Origin of the sequence: Bacteroides sp. AM07-18 (assembly GCF_003602695.1) — a bacterium.
In the GTDB taxonomy this organism is placed as follows: domain Bacteria; phylum Bacteroidota; class Bacteroidia; order Bacteroidales; family Bacteroidaceae; genus Bacteroides; species Bacteroides uniformis.
On record NZ_QTLM01000015.1, the window covers coordinates 16,491 to 36,087 of the forward strand.

The following is a 19,597-nucleotide window of genomic DNA, read 5'->3' on the forward strand; positions in this document are numbered from 1 at the left end:
TGCTTCACTCCTATTCGCATCATTCATCAATTTATTCTCTTGTATTCGGGAACGCAGATATCCTTAACCGCGCAGCTCCCATAGGGATGAGTGTGATTTCTTCTTTATCGCCTCTCGCTGCATCCTCTTCGGGCAACACGCCACACAACCCGGTTTCATCTATTTTCCATTCGGGAACCAACCGGCCGACAGCCTTCACCTCCAAAGGTACATTGGCCACTGTAAAAGGGTAGTCGTCGGCTGGCCATGATTTACGGATTACCTCGAAGTGCTTCAAAGGTTCTGTCTTGTCCAACACCAGCGAATAATTCCACGGGCTGCCGGGATATATCTCAGTAGTGGGCCATTTTTGAGGGTCAGCATCTTTCTGCCATTTAGAATCACCGATAGCCGTTTCGCGGCTGTCTTTCTCTACATATTTCTCTGCAATCTTAAGAGATAGGGTGAGAGGGCCGTAATCCACACTTACGCTATTCTTATTGACCTGCCAGGTGCGCATGGACAAAGACATCGGAAACGTCAATTCCACACAGTCCCCATCCGACCACTCGCGATGGATGCAGAGATACTTTCCTGCCACGGGAACCACATCCACTTCCTCACCATTCACGCGCACTTTCGCCTTTTGAGTCCACGAAGGAATCCGGAAATAGAACGGGAAGGTGACTTTTCCCTCGGTAGAGACAGAAAAACGGATGTCTTCCTCAAAAGGATAATTCGTCTCTTCGTACAAAGTGATTTCCTTTCCATCAGCTACTTTCACCACAGCCTTGCAAGCTGCATAAAGAGCCGTTGCCACTCCATTGTCGGGAGTTGCCAAAACCAGATGTTCGGCAAAGTAGGGCCAGCCTTGTGCATGATTGTGCTGGCAGCAACGACTGCTGAAAGGATTCATCGAAAGAAACGGTCCGCGGTTGTCGATACCCGGATGATGATTCTTGGAATCACTGACGACATGGTTCGGGCAAGTGATATAACGCAGCGCTTTAAAGTCCGGCATCACGGCAACCGGATAAGAGTTAAATGCCACTTCTTCGCAATGCTCAGCCCACAAGGGGTCGCCCGTCATGCGAAGCATAATTTCATCGGAAGCCATCTGTTCAACCAGCCCACAAGTTTCCACCCCCTGGCGGGGGTCGATATATCCCAAACGGGCATTCTCATCTGCCCCGAACATGCCGCCGGGCACCTGCCCGAAAGTACGACGAATCAGCCTATGGACATTATAAGAGGCGTTCAGCATAGCAGAATCACCGGTCTGCATATAATAAGTGGCAGGCTCACGGAAACATTGGGCAATGTTTACGTTGTGCCAGTTGGGCAAAGAGGTCGACTGAGTCCAGTCGGCAGTGTTGCGATGAATCTTTTCGGCCAATTCGAGCAAAAAAGCATCTCCCGTATGACTGTAAAGCCAGTAGATGCTGATGATGTTATCACCTCCACGACTGTTCTCCCAATAGTCTTCCAGAAGTCGGTCGTCGGGAACCGTCATCTGCCATTTAAAGTAGTTTGTCATCAGGTCTATGACACGCTGGTCTTGAGAATACTCGTAATAAGATTGCAGGCACCAAAGCATAATCATCTGTGCCCAAAGTTCGCGTTTCCCATTGCGTTCGTTGACCGGGCCGAAATAACCGTCCGGCTGGCGACTGGCAAATACGCCTTCAATCCAGTATTTGGTTTCTTCTATCATCTTCGGATCATTCAGAATATATGCCAAACTGCTATACCCTTTGAGCCAATAGGGAACTTCCTCCCAACCATGATCCCCACCGGTCGTAAGCCAGGCATTGTTATCCTTTTCCAACCAAGCGCTGATTTCCCCTAAATGTCCGGTTAGGCCATCGCGCTGCAACTCCAAAAATTTCCTTACCCAACCCTCGGGGCGGATGCTGCCTACCGGCAATTTTATAAAGTTCAACGGACGAAGCGGGGCACGGTAACCCATATAATTGACATTGACAGCATGTGTATCCGGCCGGTCCACCACCGTCACCGTACCGGCAGAAGAGGCAGAAGTACAAGCCGTAACCGAAACTGTCAATGCCACGAAAAGGAGGGCAGCCACCCATGTATATAAGTTCTTCATATTATATCTTAATCAATGTTATTCAATAAATCCACCTTCCCCTCATTAACCAACTTCAATATCAACTCACCGAAAAGGGTGTTCTGCCAGGCAAACCAAGGGCGGGTGAAGTTGGCTGCATCATCCTTATGGAACGATTCGTGCATAAAGCCAGTACCGGCATCCGTATCCATCAGCATCTTGATGCAAGTTTTGATTTCGGCATCATCCCGGCTTGTGAAGGCTTTCATCATAATGCTCATGGGCCACACCATGTCATAGCCGATATGCGGTCCGCCGATACCCTCGCCGGCTTTGCCGCTGAAGAAATAGGGATTGCTGTCGCTCCACACAAAACGGCGGGTATTCTGATAAATGGGGTCATTGACATCTACATCTCCCAAATAGGGCATGGCAAGCAAGCTGGGCACATTGGCATCGTCCATCAGCAGATGATTGCCGAAACCATCAACCTCGAAAGCATAAATGGTACCGAATTCAGGATGGTTGTAGGTTGCATAGCGTTTCAAAGCCATCTCCACCTCATCGGCCAAGGCACGGCAGTCGGCAGCCAGGGCAGTCTCCTTGTTCACTGTTTCCAGAATCTCGGCAGCCTTGCGCAAGGAAGTGACGGCAAAGAAGTTGGAAGGCACAAGGAACTGAAGCGTTGTGGCATCGTCCGACGGGCGGAAGCAGGACACGATGAGTCCCACCGGACGGACAGGAGCACCCAGACCGTCATTGTTCAGCGTATCGAGCGCACGCTCCGTCTTGCGTTGAAATTTGTAGGGACCGACACCCTCTTTGCGCTGCTGTTGACAAAAAGTAGTATAAATATTGCGGATAGCTTCCAGCCATTCAGCACCGAAAACCGAAGTGTCACCCGTCACCTGCCAATAGTGATAAGCCAACCGCAAGGGATAACAAAGCGAGTCGATTTCCCATTTGCGTTCATGCAGTTCGGGCTTCATGTCAGTAAGGTCACTCATCCAATGTCCATCGGGCAGTGCACCATCGTTGTAAGCATTCGCATATGGGTCGATATTGATACACTTGAACTGGCGTAGAATAACACCGGCCAGCATCTCTTTCAGTTTCGGGTCGTTGTTGGCAAGCTGCACATATGGCCATACTTGCGCCCCTGAGTCACGCAACCACATAGCATGGATGTCACCCGTATATACAAAAGTATCAGGCTTTCCATCGCTACCTTTGCGGAAGTGCACAGTAGTATCCAGCGTATTGGGAAAACAGTTGGCAAACATCCAGGAAAGCTTGCGGTTCTTCAAAAGTTTCTGTACACGGGCAATCTCTTTCTCCACGGCAGTGGAACGGAAAAGTCGTTGTTTCTCTTTAGGACGATTAGAGGAATAGTTTCCGGCAGATGCCGTATTATCCTGCACGGCCACAAAACCCGCATCGGCAAGAAGGCAGCTACCATTGGCAGCCTGAACCATCCCGGCAGCCGCAGCCAGAACAAGACTGAAACAAATCTTTTTGGTATTAAGACTCATATTTCTTCTATATAAATTTGAATTGAAAATTGCTATTAGTCAAGTGGGGTTTGGGTAGCTTTCACTCCCTCGAAAGTCATGCGCACCGGCTTTATCTTTCCTTTTTTGTCAAAGTACATCCGGTCAATGCAGGTGGCACGACTGTTTGCAGCCGTTTCTCCCAACGGACGACGGTGGTAAATGATGTACCATTCGTCCTTACCTTTCCCACGCACCACCGAATGATGTCCGGCACCGGTAGCTACATCGGCATCCTGCTGAAGAATGATTCCCTCGCGACGGAACGGTCCGAAGGGAGAGTCGGCAATGGCATAGGCCACACGGTAGTCGGGGCTTCCCCAACCGCCTTCCGACCACATGAAGTAATACTTTCCGTTACGTTTCAACATGAAAGGGCCTTCTACATAGTCCTGAGGGGTCACTTCTTTATAGACTGTGCCATCATCAAAAGGAACGACACCAAGTAAATCGGGAGACAGTTTCACGATGTTGCAATGCCCCCATCCGCCATAGTACATATAGTAAGTGCCATCGTCATCACGGAACACAAACTGGTCAATGGGCTGTGCACCATTCACAATTTTATCAATCAGGGGCTTGCCCAGCACATCTTTGAAAGGACCTGCCGGATTGTCTGCCACAGCCACACCGATACCGCCAATCTCAGAGTTGTTCTGTATATCGTTCCCTCCGAAGAAAAGATAATAGCGGTCATTGGCCTCGATAACAGCCGGCGCCCACAAAGCACGGCGCAACCATGGGATATTTTCCTTTGAAAGCACGCGTGGATGTTTGGTCCAATGCACCAAGTCGGGCGAAGAATAGGCATCCATAAAAGTCTGTTCACCATAAGGAGCGGAATATGTAGGATAAATCCAGAACTTCCCGTCCAGCACTACTCCCTCAGGGTCGGCATACCAACCGGGAAAAATCGGATTGCCGCTACGTTTCTTTTGAACTTCTTCACCAGATTGCGCATAAAGAGATGAAGAGGCACAAAACAATGCCAAGCAGTAAACAGTAAGTTTCTTAAGTTTCATGGTAAATAGGGTTTTCAAACAGTGATTCATCGTAAAAGAGAGAGGGTGTGTCAAAACGTTTTTCAGCGATTACTCCGTCAGACATCCGGCACACCCTCATCATTGATTGCTATGGTTTTGGCTTTGAGGTCACTTCTTCTTTTTAAGCGTTTTCGAGAAGGAGTAAGGAGCATCCTCCTCTCCTGCCCCACGCTGTTTGTTGGGCACATTGTCCATAGTGAAGCGCAGTGAGGAGCCGTTCATCAGTTGCTCGTGTGTCAGATAGTTGCGTGTATAGTCAACGCCATCCACTGTGAGTTTCTGCACGTAGCGGTTGGCACGGCTATTCTCAGGAGCTTCAATCGCCACAGTCTTACCATTTTCCAAGTGCAGACGCACAGAACGGAAGAGAGGAGCACCCAGCACATACTGGTCTGTACCCGGACAGACAGGATAGAATCCCAAAGCAGAAAACACGTACCAAGCAGATGTCTGGCCGTTGTCCTCATCACCGCAATAGCCGTCGGGATTGGCATTGTACATGCGCTCCATAACCTCACGCAGCCAGTACTGCGCCTTCCACGGCTGAGAGGAATAGTTATAGAGGTAAATCATGTGCTGTATGGGCTGGTTACCGTGAGCGTAGTTGCCCATATTCATGATTTGCATCTCCCGGATTTCGTGGATGACACTGCCATAATAGCTTTCGTCGAACACAGGCGGCAACACAAACACGGAATCCATCATTTGGTTGAAGGAATCCTTGCCTCCCATCAGGTCAATGAGTCCTTGCGGATCATGGAAAACCGACCACGAATAGTGCCAGCTGTTTCCTTCCGTAAAGGCATCACCCCACTTCAAGGGATTGAACGGCGATTGGAATGTGCCGTCCTCATTCTTGCCGCGCATCAGCTTGTAGTCAGAATCGAAAAGATTCCGGTAGTTCAGCGCACGTTTGGCAAAAGGAGCCAGTTCTTTCTTCGACTTGCCCAGCGAAAGTCCCAGCTGGTAGATGCACCAATCGTCATAGGCATACTCCAGCGTACGGGCTGCATTCTCGTTGATACCCACATTATAGGGCACATAACCCAGCTTGTTGTAATACTCATGCCCCAAGCGTCCGGTAGAGGGAACATTGGGATGCACATTCTCCGTACCGCTCTTCACGGCTTCCCACAATGTCTCGATGTCGTAGCCACGCAGCCCCTTCAGCCAGGCATCCGCCACCACAGAAGCGGAATTGTTCCCCACCATGCAACCACGGTGTCCCGGACTGGCCCATTCGGGCAGGAAACCGCTCTCCTTGTAAGTGTTGGCCAATCCTTCCTGCATCTTGGCATTCATGGACGGATACATCAGGTTGAGGAAGGGGAAGAGACAACGGAAAGTGTCCCAGAAACCGGTGTCGGTAAACATATAGCCGGGCAGCACCTCACCATTATAGGGGCTGTAGTGCATTACCTGACCTTGCGCATCTATCTCGTAGAAACTGCGCGGGAAAAGCACCGAACGGTAGAAACAAGAGTAGAAAGTACGCAGACGGTCGAGGTCGGTATCCTGCACTTCAATGCGGCCCAGCACCCGGTTCCATTCGTCACGCCCGGCTTTCGCCACCTCTTCAAGCGTCCGGCCACCCAGTTCCTTCAAGTTCAACTCGGCCTGCTCGTGACTGATGAATGAGGAAGCCACACGTACATTCACCTGCTCGCCACGGAGGGTATGAAAACCGATGATGCCACCGGCATGATTGGCACCTGCCTCGGTGGTACGGGGGTCAATCTTTCCGTCCTTCACGGCAGCAGTATAAGTAAAAGGCTTATCGAACTGCAATACAAAGTAGTTCTTGAAATTGCTTGACACACCACCACTGTTCTTGGTGGTGTAGCCTATGATTTTCTTTTCAGCCGGAATGATTTTCACAAAAGAGCCGTTGTCCATGGCATCTACCACCACATAGGCTTCCTCCGTTTCAGGGAAAGTGAAACGGAAAGCAGCGGCACGCTCGGTAGGAGCAAACTCCGCCGTCACATCATGGTCGGCAAGATAGACCTTATAATAATAAGGAGTGGCAGTCTCGGCTTTGTGAGAAAACCAACTGGCACGCCCGTCCTGGTCGAAAGCCACCTTTCCGGTAACGGGCATAATGGCAAACTGTCCGTAGTCGTTAATCCACGGGCTGGGCTGGTGTGTCTGCTTGAAGCCGCGAATCTTGTCGGCATCATAGGTGTATGCCCATCCGTTACCCATGGTTCCGGTCTGTGGAGTCCAGAAATTCATGCCCCAAGGCATAGCCACGGCAGGATAAGTATTACCCGTAGAAAGGGAATGCTTGGACTGCGTGCCAACCAAGGTGCTGACGTAATCCACAGGTGTAATCGGCTCATCAACCGGCAACGAGGCCGCCTGCATACCGCCTACAAGAAGGAGGGCGGTTCCCCATGCAAAGAGTCTTTTCATTCGTTTGGTAAATTTTGTCATTGTTTATTCTGTATCAACTTGCCTTCAAGCATCTTCATGTAATATCCGCCTACTACCGAGCGGGCCTTAAAGCCACGCCAGTTGGGCTTGTCGGTAAATACCCAGTCGGACATCGGCACGCGGTCTATCGTTTCGTTCATGAACTTATGCACCGGGACGATGAATTCACGGAAAGTAGCCCGGTCGGAAGCCATTGTGGCAGTCCACATAATCCAGTCGGTCTTGGTGTAAGTCTCACGATTGTCGAGGGGCAAACCATAGATATTCTGTTTGGTCAGGTAATAAGGTATCTCCATTTCTGCAATTTTGCTGTCGAAGATGTTCAGTCCGAGCAGTTTGTCCCAAACCAGGTTGTACTTCTGGCTCCATGTACCCGGCTTGTCGAATGTCAGGCGATAATGGTCGCCGTCGTTGGCCATGCGCTCCCATTCGGTAGCCATCTGGCGTGCCTTCGTTGTATAGGCTTCGGCCACATCCTTCTTGCCGAGCATTTCAGCCAATCGGCCATAAGAGGCCACTCCTAAAATTGCCTTGATGGAAAGATTGGTGTTATGGGCAAAGTGTCCGGCGAAGTCATCGGTACAGAGTTGGTTTTCAGGGTCAAGTCCCTTTTCCACCAGATAGTCGGTCCAGGTGGTGAGCACTTCCCAATGTTTGGCAGCATAGTCGGCATTGCCTTCTACTGCAGCAATGGCAGCTGTAAGAATCAGCATGTTTCCACTCTCTTCCACCGGCATATCGCCTCCGTATACCTGGCCGTTGGCAAGAGGATAAGTACCCAAATCATGGGCGGCGAAGGGCTTGGTCCATTTACCGCTTTCACTATAATGGAAGATACCGTTCATCATGCCCTTCTCCAGTTCCGGATTATAAATCAGATAGAGGGGAGCTGAGGGATAAGTCAGGTCTACGGTGTTGATACAGCCGTTACTGTTGTTTTCCTTCGACAGCCACAACAAGTCACCGTTGGGGGCTTCCACCAGTTTGTGGGCGGCAATGGACTGACGGTAGGCCAACGCGCAGAGTTCGGCATATTCCTTGCCGCCTGCTGCTGAAGCGTCTTCCATCAACTTTTTATCGAAAGCATAGCAACGTACCAGCAATTTGTCATACTCATTGTAGGCAGCCAGCATTTCAGCCTCGATGGTGCGGTCGCCTTTTGAGTTCCAGTAAGGACGCAAGTTTGTACCGAAGTACTGGATGGAATAGATGTCGTCATATCCCAGTATAATCTTGTCGGTAACATTCTTCACTTTACCATAGCTACGCACCAAAGCCATGTTTCCATTGCTGTCCTCTCTCTCGAGCGAAGCAGAGTTCAAAGTTCCGTTCACGAAGTTCTTGCGCAGTTCGGTACTGTTGCCAACACTGTATGCAGTGTTTTCCTTGCCAGCAACCATGTAGAAATATCCCCAGTCAATGCGGAGGTCATCGCCCTGCTTTGCCAGGATGTTCTGTTCCTTGCTTCCACTCTTCAGGTAGAGCAGTCCGTCAGCTTCATATCCCTTGCTTGCAGATTGCTGGTAAGGCTGGTCGAGCGCCCAGCGCGGAGAAGCCTCAAAATACACCTCCACTTCGTGTTCCTTGCCGTCACGGGCAGCAACACTATAAGTAAGGTAATTCACGGGACGGCTCAGCAGCTTCAGGTCTTCCATAAAGAGAGGTGCCGTGAAGGTGACTTTCAGGTCGACATCACCACAGGTAAAAGCGTAGTGTGTCTGCATGGGCTGCACGTCGGCAGAGGTCTGCACAGCTGTATTGCCAAACACGGTTTCCAGATGTTTCGGAATCTGCAGGCCGAAGTCGAGCAAGCCGTTACCAACCGGATTGATACATTCGGCGGCAATGATGTTGTCGCCCTGCTTCAAAACCGCCAAAGCCTCATCGGGAAGTTTCACGACTTTGTTCTTGTTGCACGTGGTTCCTGTGCCGTGTATTTTCACTCCGTTGATGTAGAATACGGCATCGTCATCGTTGGAGAATTCCAGATAGACAGGTATACCGGTCAAATCACGGTCAATATTTACCGTACGGCGCACCCAGATATTGCGGGTTCCCCACTGGGTTTTTGCCGTAGGCTCATTTTCTTTAGTACCAAAGGCACCACGGTCTGACTTCCATTTGGAATCGTCGTAACCGGCAGAGGTCCAATCGCCCGCAGGCTTCTCTGTGGTATACTGCCCCGTCCAATCGCCTTGCTGCGAGGTGGGCACGATGGCATTCATCTCCAATTCCTCGGTTCCCATAAAACGGTAGGAAACACCGTCCACCTTCACCACGCCAATCAGCGGGAAATCCTTACCCGTCCAATGGCGCACGGGGCTGTCGTAAAGGTTATCACTCATGGACCATGCACTGGCATAAGGGTCGATGGTTACAAGCGGATAGGCAGGTGCTCTCAAGTCGTTCTTTATGACTTCGTAAGACGTATCCTTGTCACTGCATGCAAAAAGGCATGAAGCCAACAAGGTGTATAAAAGCTTTTTTCTCATATTGTTTATATAAAATAATTGTTTATGTTGTTACACTTTAAAAAATAAAAGGCCTGAGATTACCAGCAAAACTTCACCGACACTCCGTCAGGATTATTCTCAAACTCTATCAAATATGTATGGCTTGCTACATGCCAACGCTTGGCATCGAATACCTCTCTGCCGTCGACTGTCACACTCTTAGGACAACGGGGCAGCAGCACACGCGATACGTTTGAAGTCTCGGCAGGACTTTTCGCCACATAGGAGTACCGGCCTTTTCCGCGTTCTTCCTGTTCTTCGCGACTTGCCGAAGCCAGAACCTGCGGCTTCTTCTTACCGGCTACACGTTCTACATTCAGCAACAAGGCTTGCTCACCCGGATTTATCCGCTTGGAAGTGTATATCGGTAACTTGGGGTCGAAAAGGTCAATCAAACATCCTTCCACAGTAAACGGCTCGTCGCTCACGCTTTCTTCAAGCACAGCAGCCAAGTCGTAATCTCCCCTTTGCAGATAGAAGTTATTTTTGAACTCCAGCTTCCCCGCTTTCGCATTCTGCTCGTACATTCGGGCTGCAAGATACAAAAAATCTTTGTCACCGCCTTCATGCAGGACATAATCTTTAGGGGCGGTACGGACAATACATACGGTTCCCTTACCGTAACTGTATTCTCCCTGTTCCGGTCTGGCAGGAAGTCCCATCTGCTCAAAAAGATGTGCGGAAGGAGTAGCATAGTTATGCCCGTTGGTATTCCACCATTCTCTTACATTCTGAAAAGGGTCGTTGTCCGTCCCACTGTAAATCAGCACTCCGCCCTTCTTCACCCAATCGGCTATGTGGCTGTGCGCTTCGGATTCAAGCGGTTTCATGTTTGCATAAGTCATCAGCAACACTTTTGTGTCAGCCAGCGCTTCTTTATAGCCGAGGTTCTCAATGTGGACGGTCTTGACGGGTACGCCTCGTTTGAGCAGAGGCAATGCCTGACCGTAAAAGTTAGCCAGTTGCGGGTCTTCATATCCATTATGCGTAGGAAAACGCTGGAACATCAAGGAATTTGCCATCAGTACGCTGAATCCTTCGCTTCCGGTCAGTTTATTATCAGTCAGAGGCATACGGTTCAGGGCGTTAATCATCACTTGCATCTGTGTGGAATAGAAACGGGGAATACGTTCCTTCTTGTCGCTATTCGCACTTGTACGGTATAGTCCTTCGTAGATACGTTCCGGCCAAGGCATCACTTCGTAATCGGCTATATTCGGATAGAGTAGCTGTGCAGTGAAAGTGGCCTGATAGTTTTTCTTATAATCCGCCCAGTCACGCGGCCAGTCTTCAATAGGGTCGGTCAGGAAGAACATCTTACGACCGGTGGGAGCAGTCATCGACTCCATGGAACCATACTCCAGATAGGCAGTCTCGAACACACGCTCACGTTTGCGACCGTCAAAGAAATTCGGCTCGCGCGAAGTTCCGGTCCATACCTGAGCGATGTAACCGTCTACACAAGGAAGTGAAGCAAGACTTGCTTCCGGACTGACAATCTGCCATTGCGAATAGTTCACCAACGAGTGGGTGGGAACGTAGCACTTCACGTCCATCCCTTTGCTTTTACCATATTCCTTGGCAAAGGTGAAGACTTCATTCAGTGCACGATAGTACAAGTAATACTTGAGTTTGCTCGACAAATAAGTATTTTCCGGTGACTCATGTTGCGGTCTCCAGTCGAAGCCATAGTATTTTTTCCATTCTTTCTTAAAGGACTCACTGTAACCGGCTCTTGCCCAGAATTCCGGTTCCTCCATGAAGATGGCATCCACACCGGCGTCGATTACTCTCTTCACATGTCTCTCTTTCAGATAACTTAAAAAATTCTCCGACGGTACGATATAGGGCACCATGTGACCGTGCCATATCGTGTCTCCGGCCTGCGTGACCTGCCCCTCGTCCAAATGCCATTTCCCGTCCCATTGTCCGGTGAAATAGTCCTGATATTCACCCCAAGCAATACCGGTCATAAAGTGTATGATATATCCGCGCTCCTTCCAAGACTTTACCCGTTCTTCGAAAGATAGTTTGCGTGACTTGTCCGAGGGATTTCCTCCTACTCCATACACCATCACCGCATCAGCCCTATTGTCAATGGAAGGCTTCCACTCGCGTGAGGTTTGAAAAGTGGTCTTGACATTGTCTTTGGTTTGGGCACCTACGGAGATGCCTGTTGCCAGGACAGCCAAACTTATCAAAAAATGTTTTTGCTTCATATTGGTTTCTTGTTTTTATGGTATTAATCGTTACTCTTGCCATTATAGTGACAAAAGATTGCCCACATACAAGCAAGGCTTTGCCACTATAGTGGCAAAGCCCCGGCTGTATACCATCAGGCTACGGAATAAGCACTTCCATCGGCTCGCTGTAGTTCCAACGGCGTGTACCGCTACCTACGGGTGTGTCGTAGTTAATACGTGCGGCAGCGCGTACAAACACTTTGCGGCCCGAAGGTACGTTGCCATTCGACTGAATGGTAACTTCCTTCCCCAGTAAGCCCTCGAAACTCTTGCCCTCATAGTTGATGCTGCTCGACCAACGCTCGTCGCGTGCCCGGTAGCCTACTGTGTTTGAGTAGCTGACGAAGAATTGGATGTCGGTTACGTTCAAGTATTCGTCCTTCCAATTGCCCATCGGCTGGATTTTCTCACGGAAGACTTCATCCGATACGCCGCGTGTTACGCGTACTTGCGCCTTGATGACACCGTTGCTCACCTGCGGATTGCCCACAAACTCGACGTTCAGGAAGGGCTGCACCTCAAACTTCACTTTCGTCGTGCCACTGATTTCAGTATTGACAGAGCCGTCGTGAAGCAAGGTACCGTCTGTATTCTCACGTACTAACGGAATGAACGGACCGTCGATGCGGACATTATACTCACCCTTGAAGATTTTCGTGTTCTGGAATGTACCGTCCATCATGCAGTAAAAATCCGGGTTGTGTTGCACATTGTCACCCCAACTCAATTCGGTCAGGCGGACACGGATGCCCTCACTGCCCTGGTCGGTCAATACACGCTTACCGGTTGCTTCATCTACCACCTCGCCCCAGATAGTCTCGGCAGGTTCCTCATAGTTGTCTATTTCGAACATACTACACGAGGTTAACATGAACAGGGCGCTGAATAAGCTATAGAATATTGTCTTTTTCATACGTTTTAAGTTTTTAAATTATTGAGTTTTATCGATTAGGCTGCTGGTCAATCACAGGACTCTTAGAAACCTCACCACCCGGAATCGAGAAGTAATAGTCCAAAGGAGTGTAGCCAAAGTCCTTGTCACCGGCAGTCGTATAGTTGAAACAAACGTCGAAGAACCACTTGCCTGTCTCCGTCGAATAGAACGGATAGATACCACGGAAACGATAACGAGTCGTGTTGCTGAAACGGTCCTTGTCACGTTGCTCACCCCAGAATCCGTCGCGACCTTCATAGTGGTTCACACGCCAGCGACGCAAATCCCACTTGGTCTTATGCTCGAAGGCCAACTCTTTGCGGCGCTCCTTGCGGACGATGTCGCGGCTGTCGATTGTGCCAGCCAGTGAGGAAGTCAGTAACCGGGCACCGGCACGTTCACGAATGTCATTGATAGCTTTCGTGGCTACGCTCAACATATCCGTACCATCCGGTGAAGAGGCACCAGCCAACGAAAGTTCCACAGCGGCCTCGGCTGCATTCAGCAGCACCTCGGCATAACGCATCAGGATAAAGGGTTGCGCACTGTTTCCTTCTCGGGGAACAAATGCAGGGTCAGGATTCAACCATTTGCGTGCCAACAGACCGGTCATGGCGCTTCCACCATCTTCATAGAAAGGGCCGTTCTCGCCGGCAGCCGTCATCGTAGAACCATCAGGCAAGGTCACAATTTCCTGCTGGTCTTCCGATTTCGGACTGAGATAAAGCGTTTTGGGCTTCTCTTTATAAGCATTCAGATGATTATACTTAGTAGTGGCCGAACCATATGAATAGTCGCTAAAAAGTGGCTTGATAGGCGTGGAACCCGTATAAACACCGGCATAAATCTCAATCTCCTTGCCTTTGAACATATCACCGGGGAAGATGACATAAGCACGCAGACGAGGCTCAGCATTTTTGTAGTAATCCATCGGACTATCATACATAACGTAGTTACCTTCGGTAGAAGAATTGCCCGTCGTCACCTTCAGGGTACCATCGGGATAACGGTCGAAACCGTCGAACAGCTCTACAAAGTCGGCTGTCGGGCAAACGCCACAATTCAACGGAGCCTTGAAGGTAAGCGGCAGGTTGTAAGAATCGTAAGCGTGAGTGCTCGTGGGATAAGCGTACTCCTTCACATAGATGTTCTCAGGATTATTACTGAGATCGGAGAACATATCTACCATATTCTGATATTGCGCTTCCGGATCGTTAGCAGCCCATTTCTTCTTGTAAAGTGAATACACACCGCTTTTAATCACCTCTGAAGCAGCTTTGTAGGCTTCGGTGAAATACTTCTTGGAAGCCTCTTGCCAGCGGTTTTCATCGAATCCAATCACACGTACACCCGTTTTGGCACCCAAGCCGGTCAGACGGCCGGTTACCGTTTCATTGTATTTAGCTACACTACCTGCATAGAGCATCGCTTCCGACTTGAAAGCCAGAGCCACGTACTTGTTGCTATAGCCGCTCTTGGGACTGCCGGGCATCATCAGTTCGATGGCCTTGTCATAGTCAGCCACAACCTGATTCCAAGTTTCTTCCTCACTGGCACGGGGCACTTCCAAGTTGCCGTCTCCGGGATACTGGATGACCTTTGTTACCAAAGGGATACCACCGAAACGACGGGCCATGGCGTAGAAGACCGTGGCACGCACGTAATAAGCTTCGCCCAAATAGTGATTGTAGGTAATCTCGGCGTAAGAGCCTTGGTATTTCGGCAGGTTCTCAATCAGATAGTTGGCATCGCGCACCAATTCAAAAGCTTTACCCCAGTAAGCATTGTCTTCACCGGTAAACGCACGGCAAATACCATCGCGGTTCATTGCTTCGCCGGTACCGTCGATACCGATGGAATTCAACCATCCGTTAAAATTCAAACCCCATTGAGACAGATATTTGAAATCTTCCCACGGCATATTGCTATATAGACGCGCCATGTAGATGTCCATACCCGATTCGTTGGAAAGCAACGACTCGGAAGTCACGATATTTTTGGGAGCAATATCCATATCGACACATGAAGTGGCGAGAGTCATGCACAACATCGCGGATATCAGTTTATGTTTCATATTTACTATTTTTTAGGTTTATATCATTGATTACTTAGAAAGAGAGGGAAACTCCCAGTGTATAGGTCTTGTTCAACGGATACATACGGCCCAGATCGTCATCGGGATGCTCAGGGTCAACGAACTTCACGCCAGTGAAAGTCAACAGGTTGTAAGCATTGGCATAAACACGCAGGCTGGCATTGGGAATCTGCTTCAGTTTTGGGAAGGTATAGCCCAACTCGATGCTCTTCAGACGGAGGTAAGCAGTGCTTACGCGGTTGAAAGCAGAATTATTTTTTGCCCAACGGCCTGTGTAAGCATAGTGACCGGAAGTCCAGACTGTAGAAGGATCATAGGGATCGGCTTTCGGGTCTACAGGATGCCAGCGGTCGAGGAACTGTGTCAATGCACCACCACCATTCTTACCCCAAATTTCGTGCAGAGGCTCTTTGTATTCCATAGAACCCAGTGCAGAACCTTGCAACAGCATATTGAAGTCGAAGTTCTTCCATTGCAGGCCGGCATTCAAGCTGAATTGCAACCACGGAGTCTGGTCAAAGGCAAACGGATGTTCGTCCTGACCGTTAATCTCGCCGTCACCATTCCAGTCTTCATACTTATAATCACCCGGCAGGACGTCGCGTTCCTTGAAGCCGTAGTAATTCCAAATATCGTTCCAACTGGTGTAACGACCGGCGGAAGTATAACCAAACTGTACCCCTTGATAACGGTTCGTCAGGTTGTCGTTGCGCCAGCGATCATACGAGTTGGCCCAAGGTCCTTTTTCCGAAGCAGTCAGGTATTTCTGACGGGTAACGGTAGCAATACCCTTCAGGTTATAGCCTACTTCACCAATCTTATTACGGTGGGTCAGCTCCAATTCCATACCGAATTGGCGGTCGCTGTCCAGGTTTTCACGCGGAGCAGTGGCACCTACCACGGTAGGCAGGGCACCGGTACGGCGAGCGAAACGGCCGGTACGCAAACGGTTGAAGTAGTCGAACGAAACACCCAGCAGGCCGTCCCATCCTTCAAAGTCGAAACCGATGTCGAATGTCTTCGATTTGAACCAAGTGATGTTCTCGTTAGGCAATGCCATAGGACTGGCTGCACTGATAAACTTGCCGCCGAAAATGTAGCCCGGCGAATAACCGTTGTAGTCGCCGTTGGCCATGTTGCCGCTGGTCGAAGGGTAGGTGTACCCCATAGCCCAGTCATAATTCAGGTCGCCATCGTCACCTAGTATACCATAGCTGGCACGCAGCTTCAACTGATTGACGAACTTCAGAGCATCGATACTCTTGAAGAAAGGCTCTTCGGAAATTCTCCATCCAGCCGATACGGAGGGGAAGAAGCCCCACTGGTGTCCCTTGGCAAACTTGCTGGAACCGTCGTAACGGAACTGTGCTTCCAGCAGGTAGCGGTCGGCAAACGAGTAGTTGATACGACCTATCAAGGCTTCGTTGGCCTGCTCATAGAGGTCGTTATTACCTGTCTGCATGGCACCAATCTGGCCTTCGGTCACACCTGCCAGCAGGTAAGGCATGGAGAATGCCAGGTCGCGGACAGCGTAGAAGTTGTCACCGTTGCGCTTCTGCACTTCCCAACCGATAACACCGCCCACGTGGTGAACATCGTTAAAGGTTCGGTCGTAGTTTACCGTGAATTGTCCCAGCATCTGCGACTTGTCATAGAATTCGCGGCGCATGTTGCTGGGTGAACTTTCATTATAGACCTTTTGATTGTAGGTGCCGGTCTGCTCGTCATAAGCATATTGGTAGTACTCTTTACGGAAAGCTTCGTTGTTGTCGGCACGGTAGTCGTAACTGAACATAGCTTTGGCAGTCAACCCCTTCAACACCGGAGTGTATTCGCCGAAGTCTGCCGTCAGAGTAGCCGAGGACTGGAAATATTTCTGTTTGTACTTCTTGTAACCGGAAACGTCAGCCGTCATCATAGCCACAGTGTTCTGTTCCATATCCAAACCGTTGTAGTTCAACATCGTCCCCTCGGGATCGGCGTATGCAGGATAGAGAACACCTTGACGCCAATAGTTACGGATGATGTCTTGTGAGCTGGTGTAAGGCGTGTTGCGTTCGTCAGAGATACCGCTCACACCGAGTTCGAATTTTATACCTTTAGCAATTTCAGTCGAAATGTTAGAGCGCAGGTTGAACTTGTTGTAGTTCAAATCTCCTGAACGGAATATACCTTCCTGATAGAAGTAACCCATGCTGATGTAAAACTTCGTCTTCTCAGTTCCACCGGAAATACTGATGTCATGTTGCGTTTGCGGAGCCACGTTAGAGATAATCAGGTCGTTCCAGTCCGTTGTACGGCGCGTGCCGTTGCGGAATGCTTCGAAACTCTCTTCGCTGAAAATCCATGAACCGCCGTTGATGTTGTTCATCGACATTTCGTTGAACAGTGTCATTGATTCATAGGGGTCACACAGTTCAGGCATACGTGAAGGTTGCTGGAAAGTGTAGGAACCGTTGTAAGAGAATTCCGTTTTTCCTGCTCCTCCTTTTTTAGTAGTCACCAACACTACACCATTGGCGGCACGTACACCATAAATAGCGGCTGAAGCGTCTTTCAGTACGGAAATGTCATCAATATCCATTGCATTCAAACGCTGGAACTCTTCCGTACTCCGGGGAATTCCATCAATGATAATCAATGGAGCCCCCATACCGCGAACATCGAAGCTGTTGTTGAAAGTTCCGGGTTCAGAGCTCTTCTGCCATACACGCAAGCCGGGAATACGTCCCGTCAGCATGTTCTGTGGGTTTTCGTTCTTGGTCTTTATCATATCCTGACCTTTTACGGCAGAAACGGCACCCGTCACCGAACCGCGACGCTGTGTTCCGTAACCTATCACCACCACTTCGTCTATCATCTTGGAATCGGTTTCCATGATGATGTTGATAGTGGTACGTCCGTTCACTTTCTCTTCCTTGTCTTTCAATCCCACATAAGAGAAGCTGAGGATACCGTTTGCGGGGACACTGATGGTGTAGTGTCCGTCAATGTCGGTAATGACACCGGTGGTAGTACCTTTCACCATGACGGCAGCACCAATGACAGGCTCGTTGGTATCGTCCATGACTATTCCCGAAACGGAAATAGAGTTTTGTGCGAATATATCTGCCGGAACCAGCATCAGAAGTAGTGCCATAACCATGCAGGATAATCCTTGTCGCATCTTGCTAAAATTCTTCATAGTCCATTATTTTTTAAATTAATTTTTGCTCCATTCATAATTCGCCAACACTGCATACTCGGCTGCAAAAGCAAAAGTGAACATGCCTTCCACATTGTTCTTGGTCCTTTCGGCTTTATTCCAGCCCACCAGCAGGTTAGTGGGAAGCATATGCTTGTATTGATAATTTTCGTAGGCATAATCCAGATTGTTCTGGAAAGCCTCGATACAGCTTGCAGCAACAGTGTGGGCTGAATAAGCATCCACATATCCGCGCATCAGCACACCGTTGAACCAATTGCAAAATCCACTGATGTCAAATGTATAGCAACCTGGTTTTGTGGCATCAGGTTTGGCAAAGTAAGCAAAGCTATTATCAGTCAATTCAGCCAAGTCCGTCCGATAGACAGCATCGCCCGTAGCTCTGAGAAGGTCGGCAGCACCGGAAAGCATCGTACCGCTGTTGTAAGTGATGGCCGGACCTACGCGATCGCGCAATTTGGAACCCGTCCGATAGCGTTCGCCATCAATGGTGACATATTTTATGTCCGGCGAATCATAACCGCCCATCATGTCGTCGTACACTCCGTCGGGTCTCAGCAAATACTTCTTTTGCCAATCATAAACGGCTTTGGCAAAACCCAGATAATAGTCGGACTTTTTCTCCGTGCGCAGCTTGCGGCTGTTATCGGCAGCCACATAACCGTAGGTCACTTCGTCTGACTTGCCTTTGTAAATTTCATGAAGCCACACCAACGGGCTGACAATGGGACCGTTGCTACAAGAGTGCTTGGTGAGATACCCGGGGCCCCATGTGATGCCTCCCAACGGATTGCCTTGTTCATCAAGAGTGCAATCCCAACCGTCGAGCACGTATTCCATCAGGTATTCCGCCTTTTCCAGATAACGTTGCTCACCAGTGATATGATAGGATTCCAATAATTCACGTACCAGCCACATCTGGTCATCGTAAACATTGAGGATGCCTTCTACCTGGGCAGCTCCTTTGTCGTTTCCACGGTTTACGCCGTATACCGTCCACTGCTTGGTCTGCGTATAAGAGGTCAGCGTAAAAGTACCTGCATAATACTCCAAATTATCATAAAGTTGGGTCAAGAGTTCCTTGTAACGGTTAAAGTGAGAATCATAAAGAGCCGTTTCACCCTTTGCCTGCCCGGTCTTCATGGCTTTCATCGCAGCGTTTACAGCCTCAATGGAACTGGTGTACATCCACACACTGCCCAACTCGCTGGAACGATTGCCTGTATAAGGATTGTAATAACGTGACATAGCCATGCCCGTACCCGTGAAATAGCACTCCACGGCATTGTCAATCAGCTCTATGGCACGCGCCACGTTCTGCATCGGCAGATTACCCGCAGGAATATCCGTCCCCCCGCTGCCCGGCTTTTCATCAGCAGCAGAGTCGTTGCTGCAAGCCACTAACGTCCATAAAAGCAAAGTCAGTAAAGTAAATAAATTTTTCATTCTGTTCATATCATACTATTAGTTTCTTCAGCCTTCCCCCTCCTCCTTCTTCCATAAGATGCAGAAAGAAGTAAGGGGAAAG

Annotated in this window: 10 protein-coding genes; all 10 read right to left on the bottom strand. The window is 49.5% G+C overall.

Annotated features, from left to right (window positions below):
- Positions 1 to 31: 31 nt before the first annotated feature.
- A complete protein-coding gene (locus tag DW096_RS15465) occupies positions 32 to 2,089 on the bottom strand; it encodes a beta-L-arabinofuranosidase domain-containing protein (RefSeq protein WP_057281562.1) in 2,058 nt (685 codons plus the stop codon).
- Between the two features lie 8 nt (positions 2,090 to 2,097).
- A complete protein-coding gene (locus tag DW096_RS15470) occupies positions 2,098 to 3,582 on the bottom strand; it encodes a glycoside hydrolase family 125 protein (RefSeq protein ID WP_057281561.1) in 1,485 nt (494 codons plus the stop codon).
- Between the two features lie 35 nt (positions 3,583 to 3,617).
- On the bottom strand, positions 3,618 to 4,622 hold the full coding sequence (locus tag DW096_RS15475) for a glycoside hydrolase family 43 protein (RefSeq protein ID WP_057281718.1): 1,005 nt from the start codon (positions 4,620 to 4,622) through the stop codon (positions 3,618 to 3,620).
- A 129-nt stretch (positions 4,623 to 4,751) separates the two neighbouring features.
- Positions 4,752 to 7,058 carry a GH92 family glycosyl hydrolase gene (locus DW096_RS15480; RefSeq protein WP_057281717.1) on the bottom strand — a complete coding sequence of 769 codons (2,307 nt, stop codon included), beginning with the start codon at positions 7,056 to 7,058 and terminating at the stop codon, positions 4,752 to 4,754.
- A 17-nt stretch (positions 7,059 to 7,075) separates the two neighbouring features.
- A complete protein-coding gene (locus tag DW096_RS15485) occupies positions 7,076 to 9,571 on the bottom strand; it encodes a glutaminase domain-containing protein (protein ID WP_057281560.1) in 2,496 nt (831 codons plus the stop codon).
- A gap of 59 nt (positions 9,572 to 9,630) precedes the next feature.
- Positions 9,631 to 11,811: a hypothetical protein gene (locus DW096_RS15490; protein WP_057281559.1), complete on the bottom strand. Its 2,181-nt coding sequence runs from the start codon at positions 11,809 to 11,811 to the stop codon at positions 9,631 to 9,633.
- A 121-nt stretch (positions 11,812 to 11,932) separates the two neighbouring features.
- Entirely contained in the window at positions 11,933 to 12,748 is an 816-nt protein-coding gene (locus DW096_RS15495; RefSeq protein WP_057281558.1) for a DUF3823 domain-containing protein, read from the bottom strand.
- 28 nt (positions 12,749 to 12,776) lie between these two features.
- Positions 12,777 to 14,843 (bottom strand): RagB/SusD family nutrient uptake outer membrane protein, encoded by a 2,067-nt coding sequence (locus DW096_RS15500; protein WP_117963352.1) that lies wholly within the window; start codon positions 14,841 to 14,843, stop codon positions 12,777 to 12,779.
- Positions 14,844 to 14,877: 34 nt separating this feature from the next.
- Positions 14,878 to 18,048, bottom strand: coding sequence for a TonB-dependent receptor (locus DW096_RS15505; RefSeq protein WP_057281556.1), 3,171 nt, complete (start codon positions 18,046 to 18,048; stop codon positions 14,878 to 14,880).
- An 18-nt stretch (positions 18,049 to 18,066) separates the two neighbouring features.
- A complete protein-coding gene (locus DW096_RS15510; protein WP_118931032.1) occupies positions 18,067 to 19,524 on the bottom strand; it encodes a glycoside hydrolase family 76 protein in 1,458 nt (485 codons plus the stop codon).
- Positions 19,525 to 19,597 lie beyond the last annotated feature (73 nt).